The sequence below is a fragment of the Microbulbifer elongatus genome (assembly GCF_021165935.1).
In the GTDB taxonomy this organism is placed as follows: Bacteria; Pseudomonadota; Gammaproteobacteria; order Pseudomonadales; family Cellvibrionaceae; genus Microbulbifer; species Microbulbifer elongatus.
Window position 1 is genome coordinate 1,569,921 of record NZ_CP088953.1, and the last position, 17,580, is coordinate 1,587,500.

The window sequence follows — 17,580 nt, forward strand, 5'->3', positions numbered from 1 at the left end:
TTTTTATTCTCAATAAGGGCGAAGTAACGACGCATGGGGGCCCAAACCCCGGCAGATATTGTGTGCTCAGGCTGCGCGGCTACAATAGCCGCCTCAGTTTAACGGGGTAACAAGATGTCTACTTTGCAGCTAGTGCTGGCGCAAATCAATCTACTGGTGGGGGATATTCCCGGCAATACCGACCAGGTGGTCGAGGTCGCCCGTCGGGCACACCGCGAGCACGGCGCGGACCTGGTGCTGTTTCCGGAGCTGACACTGTGTGGCTACCCACCGGAAGACCTGTTGCTGCGCCCGAGCATGCAAAAGCGTATTGATGATGCGCTAAACAGACTGCTGAGTGCCGAATTGCCCTGCGCAGTACTGGTGGGCTACCCAAGGGTGGTGGCTGGTGCAGTACTGAATATGGCCGGGCTGATTCAGGATGGTGAACTGGTGGCCGAGTATGCCAAACAGAAACTGCCCAATTACCAGGTGTTTGATGAGTTGCGCTATTTCATTCCCGGCGATCAGCCCTGTGTGGTTGATCTCAAGGGCGTGCCCACCGCAATCACCATCTGTGAGGATATCTGGCACCCGGAACCCGTAGCGCAGGCGGAGCGTGCCGGCGCCAGATTGATGCTGAATATCAATGCTTCCCCCTTCCACCGCGGTAAGGCGCAGGAGCGCCTTGCCTTACTGGGTCGACAGGCGCAGGCGGGGAATATGCCAATTGTTTACGTCAACTCGGTTGGCGGACAGGACGAACTGGTATTCGACGGGGGCTCTTTTGCCGTGGACAAAGACGGCAGTCTGCGCGGCCGTGCGCCGGAGTTTGTCGAGAGCCTGCTGCCGGTCACCGTGCGCACCGATGGTGGCGAGGTGACCGTTGCCCCAGGTAACGACGCCGGGCCACTGGAAGATCTGGCGTCCGTTTACCAGGCGCTGGTACTCGGCGTGCGGGACTATGTGAACAAGAACGGTTTTAAAGGTGTGGTGCTGGGGCTATCCGGAGGGATCGACTCCGCCCTGACCCTGGCGGTCGCCGTAGACGCCCTGGGTCCGGACCGGGTGGAAGCGGTGATGATGCCGTTCCGGTATACCTCGGATCTGTCCAAGAACGACGCGGCAGATCAGGCAAAACGTCTCGGTATTCACTACCGGGTGATTGGCATCGAGGGTATTTTCGATGCGGCCATGGACGCGCTGGCCAAAGAGTTTGAGGGCAGCGAGCGGGATACCACCGAAGAAAACCTCCAGGCCCGCGCCCGCGGCATGCTGCTGATGGCCATTTCCAACAAAAAGGGCTACATGGTGTTGACCACGGGTAACAAGAGCGAAATGGCGGTGGGCTACGCCACCCTTTATGGCGATATGGTGGGAGGCTACAACGCCCTGAAGGACGTACCCAAGATTCTGGTGTACGCACTGTCCCGCTACCGCAATACCGTATCCGAGGTGATTCCGGAAACGGTGATCACCCGCGAACCCAGTGCGGAGCTGGCGCCAGATCAGGTGGATTCCGACAGCCTGCCTCCCTATGAGATTCTGGACGAGATTCTCCGACTCTATATCGACCTCGACCACAGCGCTGCGGCGATTATTGCCAAGGGCTTCGATGAAGCGACGGTGATGCGCGTGGTGCGTCTGGTCGACCGCAACGAATACAAGCGCCGTCAGGCGGCGGTTGGTGTGCGCATCTCGGAGCGGGGCTTCGGCCGCGACCGGCGCTATCCGATTACCAACGGCTGGAAGGCCGGCGAGTAAGCCCCTGAGCAGGAGCCTGTCCTGCAGGCGAGTCAGGCCACCAGACTACCCATCTGCCGTATACAGGCACAAAAAAGCCCCCGTTACCTGAGTAGCGGGGGCTTTTCGTTGGGCCGTAGACACCAGGTCAGTTCAGCTCGGGTGGCAGCGGAGCCTGCTCTGGCCGGAATTCGGCGTTGTACAGCTCGCGGCTGTCAAAGCCGCGCGGGTCGGACTTCTCGAACAGCCCCAGGGTCAGTCGGTGGGCAATATTGCGCCCTTTGGCACCCGCGTAGTACTTGTAATTGAAGGAACCATCGTCGCGGAATGCCGGGTGATCCGGGTAGTTGGTGCGCAGCACGGCAAGAGCGCTGGCTTCCAGCTGCGGCATTTCCAGCAGGTGGTAGCTCTGCACCATGACCGCCAGCGCATCCGGTACCGCCGGGGTCTGCTGAAAGTTCTCTACCACATAGCGACCGCGGTTGGCGGAGGCCAGGTAGGCATTGCGCTTGAAGTAGTAGTTGGCCACGTGAATCTCGTAGCGCGCCAGCAGATTGCGCAGGTGGATCATACGCTTCTGCGCGTCTGGGGCATAACGGCTCTCGGGGTAGCGGGCCATCAACTGGGCGAAGTAGGCAAAGGACTCCCGGGCCGACCCCGGGTCGCGGCGGGTCATGTCGGTGGGCAGGAAACGCTCGAACAGGCCGCTGCCTTCAGTGAAGGAGGCCAAGCCCTTCATATAATAGGCGTAGTCCACATTGCGGTGCTGCGGGTGCAGGCGAATAAAACGGTCCGCCGCAGAAATCGCGGCATCGTTCTGGTAGTCGCGATAGTAGGCGTAGATCAGTTCCAGCTGCGCCTGCTCGGCGTAGTTGCCGAAGGGGAAGTTGTCCTCCAGGGCCCGCAGGTTCTTGATTGCCAGCTCCCACTGGCTGGATTTGAGCTGCCGCTGGGCGGCTTCGTAGAAAGCCTGTTCGGTACGGTTACCGCTGGGCAGGCCTTCCTCTTCTTCGTCCGTGCTGGCACAGGAGGCCACCAAGACGGCCAAAAACGCGACACACAGGGTTTTCCAGGACTGTCTGTTCCAAGACCGCATTGCCCCTCGCTCTATCATTATTCGTCTCAACCTTATTAAACTAGCCGCCCAAAATTCACCGGGGGCCGAAGGGCAGCTATTTAACCACAGCGCCCCGCCAGCCCAAAGTACAAGCAGCCTGCTGGCAACCACATTTATTGCGTTACAGGACACTAGACCCTCTCGGATGAGCAATCAAATACAACTCGAAATTGAAGTGCCCGCGGAGTACGCCGGGCAGAGGTTTGACCAGATCGCAGCGGATTTGATCCCTGATTATTCCCGCGCGCGTCTGCAAACCTGGATAAAAGGCGGTCAACTGACCGTAGATGGCCGCACTGCCAAGCCTAAAGATAAGCTGTTTGGCGGTGAATTGCTGGTTCTGAATGCAGAATTGGAGCCGCAGGGGGAATGGTTGGCGCAGGATATCCCGCTGGATGTGGTCTATGAGGACGATGCCATCCTGGTGATCAACAAGCCCGCCGGGCTGGTGGTGCATCCGGCGGCAGGCAATCCCGACGGCACCCTGCTGAATGGCCTGCTGGCCCATTGCGCCGGTCAACAGAATATCCCCCGCGCAGGGATCGTGCACCGGTTGGACAAGGACACCAGTGGCCTGATGGTGGTGGCAAAGACCCTGCAAGCCCAGGCGGATCTGGTGGATCAGCTCAAGGAGCGCAGCGTCAGTCGTCTCTACGATGCGATAGTGCAGGGCACTCTGAGTGGTGGTGGTACCGTGGATGCACCCATGGGGCGCCACAAGACCCACCGCCTGAAAATGGCGGCGCTTCCCCACGCCGGAATGGGAGGCGCCAAGGAAGCGATTACTCACTATAGGCTTCAGGAGCGTTTTCGCGCCCATACCCTGGTGCGCTGCCAGTTGGAGACCGGTCGCACCCACCAGATCCGTGTACATATGGCGCATATACGCCATCCGTTGATTGGTGATCCGCTCTACGGCGGGCGCAGCAAGTTGCCCGCCTGTGCCGGCCAGGCGCTGATCCAGGCACTGCAGCAATTTCCGCGCCAGGCGCTCCATGCCGCAGAGCTGGCACTACTGCACCCGGAAACCGGTGAGCCAATGCACTGGCAGGCGCCCATGCCGGAGGATATGCTGCAACTGCTCGAGTTGCTGCGCGCAGATACCCACTGAGTGCTCAGCGCCCCCACTTTTCAATGTCACAGGACGCTCTTGATGTCAGCCGATCATTACCTTCAGCCCGACTGGCCCGCGCCCGCCAATGTGCGCGCCGTGGTCACGTTGCGTCACAGCGGGCACAGCGAGGGGGATTACGCCTCGTTCAACCTCGCCGACCACGTGGGTGATGCCACTGCAGCGGTGAGGGCAAACCGCGAGCAGCTGCAGCGAGAACTGAGTTTGCCCAATCCGCCCCAGTGGCTGGAGCAGATTCACAGCGACAAGGCAGTGGAGGCACACGCCGATGGCAAGATTCTCACCGCCGACGCCAGCTACACCCGGGAGTCCGGCATTGTCTGCGCGGTACTGACCGCCGACTGCCTGCCGCTTCTGGTGTGTAATCGCAATGGCACCGAGGTCGCCGCCATTCACGCTGGATGGCGCGGGCTCACCGGTGGGGTGATACGCGAGACGATTGATGGGATGAAGAGCGCCCCGCAAGACCTGATGGTATGGCTTGGCCCTGCCATTGGTCCCGACGCATTTGAGTGCGGCGTGGATGTGCTGGAAGCCGCGTTCGAATCGTCCATGAGCGAAGCCCACGCCGAAGCCATCGCCCAGTGCTTTGTCCCCCATAGTAAAAAGCCGCTGCACTTTCTTGCGGATATCTATGCCCTTGGGCGCGCCGAACTCGCGGAACTGGGCGTGGCAGAAGTTTATGGTGGAGACCGTTGTACGGTTACCGAAGGAAGTGTATTCTTTTCCTACCGCCGGGATGGCAATACGGGGCGCATGGCTTCTCTTATTTGGTTTGAATAAGAAGCTTTTCGGTGGAGGTGCCGCGCTTACCCATCCTGCGGTACTCCGATTCCCAGCGTCTTTCCGGGCCCTACCCGGAACCCAGTGCTACGAAGCGGAATGCCGGATCACACCCGGCATGACGTGAATTCTATTTCTCACCCTGCCTCCCCCTTTAAAACCCGCCGCCTGCCCGCAAATTACTGATCAGCACTAGACTGTATTCGTCATTGCGTTTCCGGGCGTCGCCGATTTTCTCATGCGGCGCGCGTTGTAACTGGAAAGTATTTAGAGAGCATTTGAAAGTATCTGGAGAGGATCAGGAGAGGGTAACAGCACATGCGCATCGACCGGATGACCAACCCACTACAGGCCGCTATTGCGGACGCGCAATCCATTGCCGTTGGTCGAGACCATAATCAGATTCTTCCCGAGCACCTGCTTCAGGCTTTGTTGGATCAGTCCAACGGCAGTGCCACTGCCTTTCTGAATCAGGCCGGCTTCAATATCAATGGCCTGCGCAATGATCTCGCCAAGCGCCTGGACAGCCTGCCCACCGTTGGTACTCCAACCGGGGACGTGGGAATGTCCCAGGAACTGATGCGCCTGTTTAATCTGGCGGATAAAAAAGCCCAGAAGAATGGCGACAGCTTTATCGCCAGCGAAACGGTGCTGCTCGCCGCTTTCGACCCGGCGGCCGGTGAGATTTCAAAAATCCTCAACGCAAACGGTGACCTGAAACATCTGCAGGATGCGATTACCAAAGTGCGTGGCGACGAAAAGGTCAATGACCCTCAAGCGGAAGAGGCGCGTCAGGCACTGGATAAGTACACCCTGGATCTTACCGCCCGCGCCGAGTCCGGTAAGCTGGATCCGGTGATCGGTCGTGACGACGAAATCCGTCGCACGATTCAGGTATTGCAACGCCGCACTAAAAATAACCCGGTATTGATCGGTGAACCTGGCGTCGGTAAAACCGCCATTGTCGAGGGCCTCGCCCAGCGTATCGTCAACGGCGAAGTGCCGGAGGGGCTGAAAGACAAGCGATTGCTGTCGCTGGATCTTGGGGCTCTGCTTGCCGGGGCAAAGTTCCGCGGTGAGTTCGAAGAGCGTCTCAAAGCCGTATTAAACGAACTCTCCAAGCAGGAAGGCCGTGTCATCCTGTTTATCGACGAGCTGCACACCATGGTTGGTGCCGGTAAAGCCGAGGGTGCCATGGATGCCGGCAATATGCTGAAGCCTGCGCTGGCCCGCGGCGAACTGCATTGTGTCGGCGCCACCACTCTGGACGAGTATCGCCAGTACATTGAAAAAGACGCCGCTCTGGAGCGTCGCTTTCAGAAGGTGCTGGTGGATGAACCCTCAGAAGAAGACACGATCGCCATTCTGCGCGGACTGAAAGAGCGCTACGAAGTGCACCACGGCGTCGACATCACTGACTCTGCGATTATTGCTGCCACCAAGCTGTCCCAGCGTTACATCACCGACCGCCAGTTGCCGGACAAGGCCATCGATCTGATCGATGAGGCTGCCAGCCGTATCCGTATGGAGATCGATTCCAAACCGGAAGAGATGGACAAGCTGGAGCGTCGCCTGATCCAGCTCAAAATAGAGCGGGAGGCAGTCAAAAAAGACAAAGACGACGAGGCTGCGAAAAAGCGCCTGACCAAACTCGAAGAAGATATCGACAACATCGAAAAAGAATACGCAGACCTGGAGGAGATCTGGAAAGCGGAAAAAGCCAAGCTGGCTGGCAGTGCCGATATCAAAAACAAACTGGAGCAGGCAAAGCTCGACATGGATGCCGCGCGCCGCGCCGGTGACCTCACCCGTATGTCGGAAATTCAGTACGGCGTAATCCCGCAACTGGAACAGCAACTAAAGCTGGCATCCGATAATAGCGATACCAGCGAAAACCAGCTGCTGCGCAACCGGGTTACCGATGAGGAAGTGGCGGAGGTCGTGTCCCGCTGGACCGGTATCCCCGTGTCCAAAATGCTCGAAGGCGAACGGGAAAAGCTGTTGCGCATGGAACAGTCCCTGCATGGTCGTGTGATCGGCCAGAACGAGGCGGTAGAGGCGGTTTCCAACGCCGTGCGGCGCTCTCGCGCCGGTCTCGCCGATCCCAACCGCCCCAACGGCTCCTTCCTGTTCCTCGGCCCCACCGGTGTGGGTAAAACCGAACTGTGTAAGGCGCTGGCGCAATTCCTGTTCGACACCGAAGACGCCATGGTACGTGTGGATATGTCGGAATTTATGGAGAAGCACTCGGTTGCCCGCCTGATCGGCGCCCCTCCCGGCTATGTAGGGTATGAGGAGGGCGGGTATCTCACCGAAGCCGTGCGTCGCAAGCCCTATTCGGTATTGTTGCTGGATGAGGTTGAAAAGGCGCATCCGGACGTGTTCAACATTTTGCTGCAGGTGCTCGAGGATGGTCGCCTCACCGATGGTCAGGGTCGCACCGTCGACTTCCGCAACACCGTCGTGGTAATGACATCTAATCTGGGCTCGGACCTGATTCAGAAGTACGCCAGTGCCCGGGACGACGATGAAATCGATTCGGAGATTCACTATCGCCAGATGAAAGCCGCAGTGATGGACGTGGTGGGTGAACATTTCCGCCCGGAGTTCATCAACCGCATCGACGAGGTTGTGGTCTTCCATCCGCTGGATCGTGCGGAAGTCCGCTCCATCGCCGAGATTCAGTTGCAGAATCTGCGCAAACGTCTGCAGGAGCGGGACCTGAAACTGGAGATTTCCGACGAGCTGTTGAGCAAGCTCGCCGATGTCGGTTTTGACCCGGTCTATGGCGCGCGTCCACTCAAGCGCGCAATTCAGATGTGGATCGAAAACCCGCTGGCTCAGGATGTGCTGTCCGGGAAGTTCGTACCCGGGGATACCATTCATGCGACCTTGGAAGGGGATAAAGCCGTTTTCAACAAGTCATGAATTTGTAGTAAGCCCATGGATGGGTAATGTTCAATGGATCTGATGTATGACACTGGCAAGGCAGCTTTTTAACCGGCGCATGTTGTGGATGCTGCTGGCCTGCCTTGTTGTGTTTGGCGGTATCTTCGGTTTTAAAATCTTCGGCAACTACATGATGAACCAGTTTATGGACAGCATGTCGTTGCCTCCCGCCACAGTCACCACCACCCGGGTGCAGTCCCAACGCTGGCAGACCCGATTGAATGCTGTGGGTAGCCTGCGCGCAATCAATGGTGTTGACGTCACCACGCGGGCGCAGGGTGAAGTCAAGGCCATCTATTTCGAGTCCGGCCAGGCTGTCGAAAAAGGTGCGTTACTCGCAGAGCTTACCGCCGACCCGGAAACCGCTCAGATCGAGGTGCTGGAGGCCGAACGCCGGTTGGCGGAGCGAGACTTCAAGCGTATATCTCAACTGTACGACAAAGGCGTCGCCACCCTGCGTGAGCTGGACCAGGCGCAGGCTACGCTGGACCAGGTGTTGGCAAATCTGCTGGTACAGCGTGCCACCATCAGCGAGCGTACGATTGTCGCGCCATTCTCCGGGCAGCTCGGTATTCGCCAGGTCGACCTGGGGCAAAACGTTTCCCCTGGTGATTCCGTGGTCTCCCTGCAACAGCTCCACCCCATTTATGTAGATTTCTCCCTGGCGGAACAGGACTTTACCCGTGTGACGGAAGGCCAGTCTATCGAACTCACGGCAGCGGCGCTGCCGGCTAAAAAGTTCGACGGGCGGATTACCGCCATTGATCCTGCGATTGATCCGCGCAATCGCACCTTCCAGCTACAGGGCACGCTGGAGAATCCCCAGCGGGAACTGCGCCCGGGAATGTTCGCCGATGTCGCGGTAAAAGTGGCAGCATTTCGCAACGTGCTTGTGGTGCCGCGCACGGCCATCAGTTATGCACCCTACGGAAATGCGGTATTCGTGATCCGGAAGTCTGAAAGCAAGCGCGCAGATGAACCCGCGGAAAAGACTATGATGGGGCGCGGAGACGCAAAGCCCGCAGCGTGGGTGGCGATAAAGCGCTTTGTGAAAACCGGGGAAGAGCGCGGTGACCTGATCGAAATTATCGAAGGGGTCGAGGCCGGTGAGCAGGTTGCCACCAGCGGTCTGTTGAAGCTGCGTAACGAGGGCGGGGTAATCATCAACAACGAAAACCCACCGCCGGAGCAAATTGCTCCGGATCCGAACAACAGCTAGCGGGCACTGCCCGCCGGCAGGGACGCCGCGTGCAATTTACCGACATTTTCATTCGTAAGCCGGTACTGGCGTGTGTCGTCAGCCTGTTTATATTTCTGTTGGGATTGCGTTCCAGCTCCGAGCTGAACGTGCGCCAGTATCCAGAACTGGAAAATGCCGTTATCACCATCAGCACTGTGTATGTGGGGGCGGATGCGGATCTGGTGCAGGGGTTTATTACCACACCGCTGGAGCAGGAAATTGCCAGTGCGGACGGCCTTGATTACATCGTCTCCACCAGTATTCAGGGAATATCCGTTATCCAGGCTTATGTGCGGCTCGACTATGATCCAAGTGAAGTACTCACTCAGGTCGCCGCCAAGGTAAACAAGCTGCGCGATGAACTTCCAGATGAATCGGAAGATCCGACGGTGGATCTCGCTGTCGGTGAAACCATCGCGGCCATGTACCTCTCTTTTTCTTCTGAAATTCTCGATAACAACCAGATCACCGATTACATCACACGGGTAGTACAGCCAAAGCTGTCCACGGTCGCCGGGGTGCAGCGTGCGGCGCTGCTGGGAAACCGTACCTTTGCCATGCGTATCTGGCTGAAGCCTGCGGAAATGGCCGCGCAAGGGGTGACCCCGGGTGATGTCAGCAGCGCGTTGCGACAGAACAATGTACTGGCTGCCGTTGGCAGTACCAAGGGCACGCGCGTGGCCATGGATATTCGCGCGGATACCGATATTGCTTCCGAGCAGGCGTTTCGCCGGTTGGTGGTTCGTGCCGATGGCGATCGTCTGGTACGCCTGGAAGATGTCGCCGAGGTGGAGCTGGGCTCCGAGTCTTACGATACCTCGGTCACCTTCAACGGGCGCTCTGCGACATTTGTGGCGGTAGAAGTCGCCCCGGATGCCAATGCCCTGGAGGTAATCGCCGAGGTGCGCGACAAACTGCACAACGAAATTTTCCCTCAGCTACCGGAGGGTATGCTGGGGGAAATCCCCTATGACAGCACCGAGTATATTCAGGACTCGATCAATGAAGTGGTGAAGACCATCGTTGAGGCGGTGCTGATCGTTATTGTTGTCATCTTTCTGTTTCTCGGCTCTATCCGCAGTGTCATTATCCCGGCGGTGGCCGTGCCGCTCTCAATGGTGGGAGCGCTGTTTCTGATGTTGTTGATGGGCTTTTCCATCAATCTGCTTACGCTGCTGGCGATGGTGCTGGCCATTGGCATTGTGGTGGATGACGCGATTATTGTGCTGGAGAACGTACATCGCCACATCGAAGAGGGCATGGCGCCGCAGGATGCCGCGATCAAGGGGGCGCGTGAACTCGCCTGGCCAATCATTGCCATGACCACCACTTTGATTGCCGTGTATCTTCCCATCGGGTTCCTCGGAGGGCTCACCGGCACTTTGTTTGTGGAGTTCGCGTTTTCCCTTGCGGGTGCGGTACTGCTGTCCGGGGTGGTGGCACTGACACTCTCGCCGATGATGGCAGCAAAGGTACTGCGGGCCGAGGATGGCCAGCGCTCCAACCGGTTCGAAGCCTGGCTGGAGCGGAGGCTGGACCGGCTTGAGGCTGGTTACCGGCGGCGACTGCACGGCGCGCTGGAAGAGCGGTTGGTGATTCTGGTATTCGGGCTGATTGTACTGGCGAGCTGTTACTTTCTGTTCATCACCTCTCCCAGTGAGCTGGAACCGAAAGAAGACCGTGGTTTTGTGCTGGGTATTGCCAGTGGCGATGCCTATGCGACGCTGGACTATATGGAGCAGTACACCAGCCAGATCAATGGCGTGCGCGACCGCCACCCGGAAGTGGAGAACCTGTTCCTGCTCAATGGCGTGGGTGGTGCGGGCAACAGCACCAACAGTGCGATTGCAGGCTTCGTGCTGTCCTCCTGGAACAAGCGCGATAAAAATACCCAGGAAATGCAGGAAGTCATCAGTGGGGAAGTCGCGGAAATTGCCGGTCTCAAAGTCGCCACCTTTGTGCCGCCGAGTCTGCCCACCGCGGGGGGTAACCTGCCGGTAGAGTTTGTGATTGGCACTACTGAACCCATTTCTACACTGGCCAGTTTTGCCGATGAGATCATGGAGCGGGCGCTGGCGAGTCGCCGATTTATCTTTCTCGACGCCGACCTGAAGCTGGATAAACCCAGACTGTCGGTAGTGATTGACCGGGATAAAGCGGCGTCCATAGGCATTACCATGTCGGATCTGGCCCGGGAAATGGGCGCCATGATGTCCGGGGCCTATACCAATCGCTTCTCACTGGAAAATCGCAGCTACAAAGTGATCCCGCAGGTGGTGCGGGCAGAGCGTCTGACCGGCGAGCAATTAAAGCAGTACTACATCCGCGCCGGAGACGGCAGCCTGGTGCCGCTTTCCACCCTGGTCAGGCTGGAAGAAACGGTTCAGCCGCAACAGCTCAAGCGTTTTCAGCAGCTCAATGCGGTCACAATTTCCGGTGTGCCACGACCCGGGGTGCCTCTGGGGGAAGCCCTGGGGGTTCTGGAAGCGGCGGCCTCCGAGGTCCTTCCCAGAGAATACTCCACTGATTACTCGGGCCAGTCCCGACAGTTCAAGAACGAAGGTTCCGATCTGGTGCTGACGTTCTTTTTCGCGCTGATTGTCATCTACCTGGTGCTTGCGGCCCAGTTTGAGTCCTGGCGTGATCCGCTGATCATGCTGGTGACGGTACCCATGAGCGTATGCGGGGCAATGATTTTCGTCAGTCTCGGATTGACCTCACTGAATATCTACACCCAGGTGGGGCTGGTTACCCTGATTGGCGTTATATCCAAGCACGGAATATTGATTGTGGAGTTTGCCAATCAATTGCAGCTTCAGGGGCGCAGTCGTCGTCAGGCAATCGAGGAGGCGGCGAGTATCCGCTTGCGGCCGATCCTGATGACCACGGCTTCTCTGGTACTGGCCATGGTGCCGCTACTGATGGCGGCTGGCCCGGGTGGCGGTGCACGTTTCGCCATGGGGCTGGTAGTGGCGTCAGGTATGACGATCGGAACCCTGTTCACCCTGTTTGTGGTGCCCGCGATGTATCTGTTACTTGGCAGGGATTACGGGAATGACGGTGAAGGGACGCTTCCCCGGGGGCAGGATACCGGGGTGTGAGCCGGACTTTTTTTGGGTCCGTGGACACTGGAGCCCATTGCTCTCCCCGGTTGGGTCAGCAGTTGTTCTGTAGAATCTGGCGGGTTTGCTGGATGCGCTGCTGGCGTTCCTCTTCCGGCAGTACCCGGTAATTGCCACTGGCGTCTATCTCGCGCACACGGGCATGGGACTCCAGCTCCTGCAATCGTTGCTGGGCACTCTGGCAGCGTTGCGCGCGGGCTGCCAACTCCGCTTCATCCTGTTGCTGCTGCGCCCGCTGCGCGTCCTGGCTCGCCTGAGTCGGGGCGGCGGGCTCGGTCTTCTCAGTGGGGCTCGCGGCGGTGGTAAGTTGCTGCTTGGCTTCCAGAGCCTGCTGTTCGCTTTCCCACTGGCGGTAGCGTTGCGACTTTGGTGCCTTGACTACTTCCACCTGTTCTTTCTGGGGGGGCTGGGAGCCAAAATGCACCACACCGTTCTCGTCCACCCACTTATAGATGCCATCGGCGTGAGCGGATGCCATCAGGCCCAGGGAAAGAGTGAGGGTTGCCGTCAGTGTGCGCATGAGGAGCCGCCTTTTACTGTGTAGTTTTCGCAGGACATTGATCCCGCATTGTAACGGGGGCTACCGGGTATCTCGCAACCCAGTTAACAATTTCTGCGGGGAAGGCACGAGATGGTGAGGGCATTGGAGGGATGTCGGCGAATTTGGCATTGACAGTGATGCTCCGGTTGACACTGGCAATTCAAACTGGACAATTTGCGGTTCACTCGGCGAAGTAGATGTCACCGCAACACCCCGCGGCCCGCACTCTCTCACTGGTGGGTTAAGCACCCGCTACCTCCTGCCGAGGAGGCCCTCCCCATCTGGAGGCCTTGGGGCCCGCACCCCGGTTCCGCTACCGGTCGGGTTCCGCGCAGATTTGGCATTGCCGTGAAGTTATCCTAAAAAACGGGTTAATTCTGCGTTTAAGGCTGATATTTATCACGCTTTTCCTTTAGAATCGCCGTCTGGCTTTCGCGCCACCCGGCTATTCTGTGGTTTGTGGATGATGCGGATCCTACGAAATGGGAATTATTGAGGGGGCTCAAGTGGAATTACTCTCCGGCGGCGATATGTTGGTTCGCGCGCTGCAGGATGAAGGGGTAGAACTGATATTCGGTTACCCCGGCGGTTCGGCACTGCATATCTACGATGCGATCTTTCGGCAGAAGGGCATCAAGCACCTGCTGGTGCGTCACGAACAGGGTGCAACCCACTCTGCAGACGGTTATGCCCGCGCAACCGGCAAGACAGGTGTGGTGCTGGTGACCTCCGGTCCGGGTGCCACCAATGCGATTACCGGTATCGCCACCGCTTATATGGATTCCATCCCGATGGTGGTTATCTCCGGGCAGGTGCCGTCAGACAAAATTGGCGAGGACGCTTTCCAGGAAACCGATATGGTCGGCTGTTCACGCCCGATCGTGAAGCACAGTTTCCTGGTAAAAAAGGCTGAAGAAATCCCCGAGGTGGTCAAAAAGGCGTTTTATATTGCCTCTACCGGTCGACCCGGCCCGGTGGTGATCGATATTCCCAAGGACGTTACCAACCCGGTTGATCGCTACCCATACGCCTACCCGGAAAAGCTGCGTATGCGCTCCTACACCCCTGCGGGTAAAGGTCATACCGGCCAGATCCGCAAGGCGGTTGCCCTGCTGTTGTCCGCCAAGCGGCCGGTTATTTACGCCGGTGGAGGTGTGGTGCAGGGCGACGGTTCTGAATTGCTCACGGAGCTTGCGCAACGGCTTAACTATCCGGTGACCAACACGCTGATGGGGCTGGGTGCCTATCCCGGCACCGATAAACGATTCCTCGGCATGCTGGGCATGCACGGAACCTTCGAAGCCAATACGGCGATGCATCACGCGGATGTGATTCTCGCGGTGGGAGCGCGCTTCGATGACCGGGTGACAAACACGCCCAACAAGTTCTGCCCGGGCGCAAAAGTGATTCATATTGATGTGGATCCCGCCTCCATTTCCAAGACCATCACTGCGGATGTACCGATTGTAGGTACCGTGCAGTCGGTGTTGAAAGAAATGCTGGAAATGCTGAAGGCCTCCAAGGATATGCCGGATCAGTCGGCGATCGTGGACTGGTGGCGTCAGATTGACGACTGGCGTGAGCGCCATGGATTGTATACGGCGCCTCGCTACCGCACCGATGGCGACATGCTGATGCCGCAGGAAGTGATCAGTGCGGTGCACGAGATTACCAAGGGGGATGCCTACGTCACCTCTGATGTGGGGCAGCACCAGATGTTTGCTGCGCAGTACTACCTGTTTGACAAGCCCCGTCGCTGGATCAACTCCGGTGGCCTCGGCACCATGGGCTTCGGCCTGCCCGCGGCGCTGGGGGTGAAGGCGGCCCATCCGGATGCAGAGGTAGTCTGTGTGACCGGCGAAGGCAGTATCCAGATGTGTATTCAGGAGCTGTCCACGGCCACCCAGTACAACCTGCCGGTAAAAATTCTGTGTCTGAATAACCAGGCTCTGGGCATGGTGAAGCAGTGGCAGGAGATGCAGTATGAAGGGCGTCTTTCCAACAGTGTCTACGAAGAGTCACTGCCGGACTTTATCAAGCTGGCGGAGGCTTACGGGCACCTCGGTATGAAGATCGAACATCGCGATGAGCTGCACGGCAAATTAGCCGAAGCGTTCGCGATCAAGGACCGCACGGTATTTATCGACGTTTATGTCGATCCGTCTGAGCATGTTTACCCCATGCAGGTGATGCCAAATGGCTCCATGCGGGATATGTGGCTCAGCAAGACGGAACGGACATAAAGGGAGGTAAACAGGATGCGCAGAATCATTTCAGTTCTGATGGAGAACGAGCCCGGTGCTTTGTCGCGGGTGGTTGGCCTGTTTTCCCAGCGAGGCTACAACATCGAGAGCCTCACTGTGGCGCCGACCGAAGACGCGACCCTGTCGCGCCTCACCCTGACAACCATCGGGGACGACCACAAGATTGAACAGATCACCAAGAATCTGAATAAATTGATCGATGTGGTGAAGCTGGTGGACCTGACCGAGGGTTCCCATATTGAGCGCGAGCTGTTGCTGGTGAAAGTGCGCGCGACCGGAGCACAGCGCGATGAAGTCAAGCGCAGTGTGGATATTTTCCGCGGTCAGATTGTTGATGTCACCAGCAACATGTACACGGTACAGGTTTCCGGTACCAGTGAAAAACTCGACGCTTTCTTACAGGCGCTGGGTGAACACACCATTATGGAGGTGGTTCGTTCCGGCGTAAGCGGTATCGCCCGCGGCGAGAAGATTCTCAGCATCTGAGCGTCAACTCTTGAAACAGGAATCTCCGGGCAACGATCCCGGAAAGCAACTCAAAGCACACTAAGCAGGAAGTAAGTTATGCAAGTTTATTACGATAAAGATTGTGACCTCTCTTTGATCAAATCCAAGACCGTTGCCATCATCGGTTACGGCTCCCAGGGTCACGCTCATGCCAACAACCTGAAAGATTCCGGCGTAAGCAACGTAGTGGTTGGTCTGCGCAAGGGCTCTTCTTCCTGGGCGAAAGCGGAAAAAGCGGGCCTGCGTGTGGCAGAAGTTGCAGACGCGGTGAAGGACGCGGACGTAGTCATGATTCTGACGCCGGACGAATACCAGGCCGGTGTATACCGCGAGCAGGTTGCGCCGAACCTGAAATCCGGCGCCGCTCTGGCATTCGCCCACGGTTTCAACGTGCACTTTGAGCTGATCGAGCCGCCGAAAGACGTTGACGTGATCATGATTGCCCCGAAAGGCCCGGGTCATACTGTGCGTTCCACCTACCTGGAAGGGGGTGGTGTACCGACTCTGATCGCGATCTACCAGAATGCTTCCGGCAGCGCCAAAGAGCTGGCCCTGTCCTACGCTTCTGCTAATGGCGGTGGTCGTTCCGGCATCATCGAAACCAACTTCCGTGAAGAGACTGAAACCGACCTGTTTGGTGAGCAGGCAGTACTGTGCGGTGGTGTATCTGCACTGGTACAGGCTGGCTTCGAGACCCTGACCGAAGCGGGTTACGCGCCGGAGATGGCTTACTTCGAGTGTCTGCACGAGCTTAAACTGATCGTTGACCTGATGTACCAGGGCGGCATCGCTGACATGCGCTACTCCATCTCCAACACTGCAGAGTACGGCGACTACGTAACCGGCCCGCGCATTGTCACCGAAGAGACCAAAGCGGAAATGAAGCGTGTACTGAAGGATATCCAGACCGGTAAGTTTGCCAAAGACTTCATGCTGGAGTCCCTTGCGGGGCAGCCGCGCCTGAAAGCCGAGCGTCGTATCGGCGGTGAGCATCCGATCGAAGAGGTTGGTGCCAAGCTGCGCTCCATGATGCCGTGGATCAAGGCGAACAAGATCATCGACAAGACCGAAGGCAACAGCTGATCTCATCGATTAGCCGTCTTTGATCACAAAGCGGCGGGACCGAATGGTCCCGCCGCTTTTTTTTTGCGGGTCCGCCACTGTACACTGCCAATGAGATAACCAAATTGTGCTTTTAAGGAAGCCTGTATGAGTGACAACAAGGACACCCAGTCCAAGGGCCTGGGATCCGACGAAGAAATCCGCCTGCCTATTGACGAGCATGTGGAGGAAGAGGTGTCGGCCAATGGTAAGAGAGTGCGGGCAAAAGGTGTCTATTTACTTCCCAACCTGATCACTACCGGCGCCCTGTTCAGTGGCTTCTACGCGATCATCGCCGGCATGGGCGGGAACTTCGAGGCTGCGGCCATCGCGATCTTCGCTGCGATGATTCTCGATGGTCTGGACGGGCGCGTTGCCCGGTTGACTGACACGCAGAGTGCCTTCGGTGTTCAGTATGACTCGCTGTCCGATATGGTGTCATTCGGACTGGCTCCGGCCCTGGTGGTATTCAGCTGGGGGCTCGGCCCCCTGGGCAAGCTCGGGTGGGCGGCAGCCGTTCTGTATACCGCCTGTGCAGCCTTGCGGCTCGCCCGCTTCAACACCCAGGTGGATACGGTGGATAAAGGCGTGTTTATCGGTCTCGCCAGCCCCACCGCAGCGGCGATCGTTGCCAGTATGGTCTGGGCGGGGCACGAAGTGGAGGTGGGCACAGGGCTGGCCATCATCGCTGCCCTGGTCACCGCCGCTGCGGGGTTGCTGATGGTGTCGAACTTCCACTACACCAGCTTTAAGAAGCTGGACTTCAAGGGGCGGGTACCCTTTGTGATGATGCTGGCGATTATTCTGATCTTCAGTCTGGTAACGATTGACCCTCCACGGGTGCTGTTAGTGATTGCGGTTATTTACACCTTCTCTGGGCCCGCACTCTGGGCCTGGGGAGCGCTGCGGGATCGTCGTGAAGCGGTTGCTGCAGGGGACGCCGATGGTGACGATGACGCATCAGAGCAGGATGCGGAGGTGGTGCCGGTAGACGAGAGAGGGTCTTCCGGGGAGCCCGTTGATGAGCGTCGGCAGCACTGACTTCTCCTCGCAAGACCGGGAGGCTCGTGGTGGGTGCCTCCCGGGTCGATTCTGGCCGCCG

Annotated in this window: 12 protein-coding genes; 10 read left to right on the forward strand and 2 right to left on the reverse strand. The window is 58.1% G+C overall.

Annotation, left to right across the window (positions count from 1 at the left end; all coding sequences use genetic code 11):
- The first annotated feature begins 114 nt into the window (after window positions 1-114).
- A complete protein-coding gene (locus tag LRR79_RS06420; RefSeq protein WP_231759552.1) occupies window positions 115-1,743 on the forward strand; it encodes an NAD+ synthase in 1,629 nt (542 codons plus the stop codon).
- A gap of 127 nt (window positions 1,744-1,870) precedes the next feature.
- Here the strand turns inward: LRR79_RS06420 and LRR79_RS06425 are convergent, their stop codons facing one another.
- Window positions 1,871-2,818, reverse strand: a complete 948-nt coding sequence (locus LRR79_RS06425) for an outer membrane protein assembly factor BamD (RefSeq protein ID WP_231759553.1) — start codon at window positions 2,816-2,818, stop codon at window positions 1,871-1,873.
- A 166-nt stretch (window positions 2,819-2,984) separates the two neighbouring features.
- Between LRR79_RS06425 and rluD the strand changes: the two genes are divergently transcribed.
- From rluD to LRR79_RS06450, 5 genes are all read left to right on the forward strand, one after another.
- Window positions 2,985-3,950, forward strand: a complete 966-nt coding sequence (rluD, locus tag LRR79_RS06430) for a 23S rRNA pseudouridine(1911/1915/1917) synthase RluD (protein ID WP_231759554.1) — start codon at window positions 2,985-2,987, stop codon at window positions 3,948-3,950.
- 42 nt (window positions 3,951-3,992) lie between these two features.
- Window positions 3,993-4,754: a peptidoglycan editing factor PgeF gene (pgeF, locus tag LRR79_RS06435; RefSeq protein WP_231759555.1), complete on the forward strand. Its 762-nt coding sequence runs from the start codon at window positions 3,993-3,995 to the stop codon at window positions 4,752-4,754.
- Between the two features lie 318 nt (window positions 4,755-5,072).
- On the forward strand, window positions 5,073-7,682 hold the full coding sequence (clpB, locus tag LRR79_RS06440) for an ATP-dependent chaperone ClpB (protein WP_231759556.1): 2,610 nt from the start codon (window positions 5,073-5,075) through the stop codon (window positions 7,680-7,682).
- A 46-nt stretch (window positions 7,683-7,728) separates the two neighbouring features.
- Window positions 7,729-8,922 (forward strand): efflux RND transporter periplasmic adaptor subunit, encoded by a 1,194-nt coding sequence (locus tag LRR79_RS06445; protein ID WP_231759557.1) that lies wholly within the window; start codon window positions 7,729-7,731, stop codon window positions 8,920-8,922.
- A 29-nt stretch (window positions 8,923-8,951) separates the two neighbouring features.
- Entirely contained in the window at window positions 8,952-12,044 is a 3,093-nt protein-coding gene (locus LRR79_RS06450; protein WP_231759558.1) for an efflux RND transporter permease subunit, read from the forward strand.
- A gap of 55 nt (window positions 12,045-12,099) precedes the next feature.
- Here the strand turns inward: LRR79_RS06450 and LRR79_RS06455 are convergent, their stop codons facing one another.
- Window positions 12,100-12,585 carry a DUF4124 domain-containing protein gene (locus LRR79_RS06455; RefSeq protein ID WP_231759559.1) on the reverse strand — a complete coding sequence of 162 codons (486 nt, stop codon included), beginning with the start codon at window positions 12,583-12,585 and terminating at the stop codon, window positions 12,100-12,102.
- 527 nt (window positions 12,586-13,112) lie between these two features.
- Between LRR79_RS06455 and LRR79_RS06460 the strand changes: the two genes are divergently transcribed.
- The 4 genes from LRR79_RS06460 (at window position 13,113) to pssA (ending at window position 17,519) form a co-directional block, all read left to right on the forward strand.
- Window positions 13,113-14,849, forward strand: coding sequence for an acetolactate synthase 3 large subunit (locus tag LRR79_RS06460; protein WP_231759986.1), 1,737 nt, complete (start codon window positions 13,113-13,115; stop codon window positions 14,847-14,849).
- A 15-nt stretch (window positions 14,850-14,864) separates the two neighbouring features.
- Entirely contained in the window at window positions 14,865-15,356 is a 492-nt protein-coding gene (gene ilvN / locus LRR79_RS06465; protein WP_043320882.1) for an acetolactate synthase small subunit, read from the forward strand.
- 78 nt (window positions 15,357-15,434) lie between these two features.
- A complete protein-coding gene (gene ilvC, locus LRR79_RS06470; protein WP_231759560.1) occupies window positions 15,435-16,460 on the forward strand; it encodes a ketol-acid reductoisomerase in 1,026 nt (341 codons plus the stop codon).
- Between the two features lie 126 nt (window positions 16,461-16,586).
- A complete protein-coding gene (gene pssA / locus LRR79_RS06475) occupies window positions 16,587-17,519 on the forward strand; it encodes a CDP-diacylglycerol--serine O-phosphatidyltransferase (protein WP_231759561.1) in 933 nt (310 codons plus the stop codon).
- Window positions 17,520-17,580 lie beyond the last annotated feature (61 nt).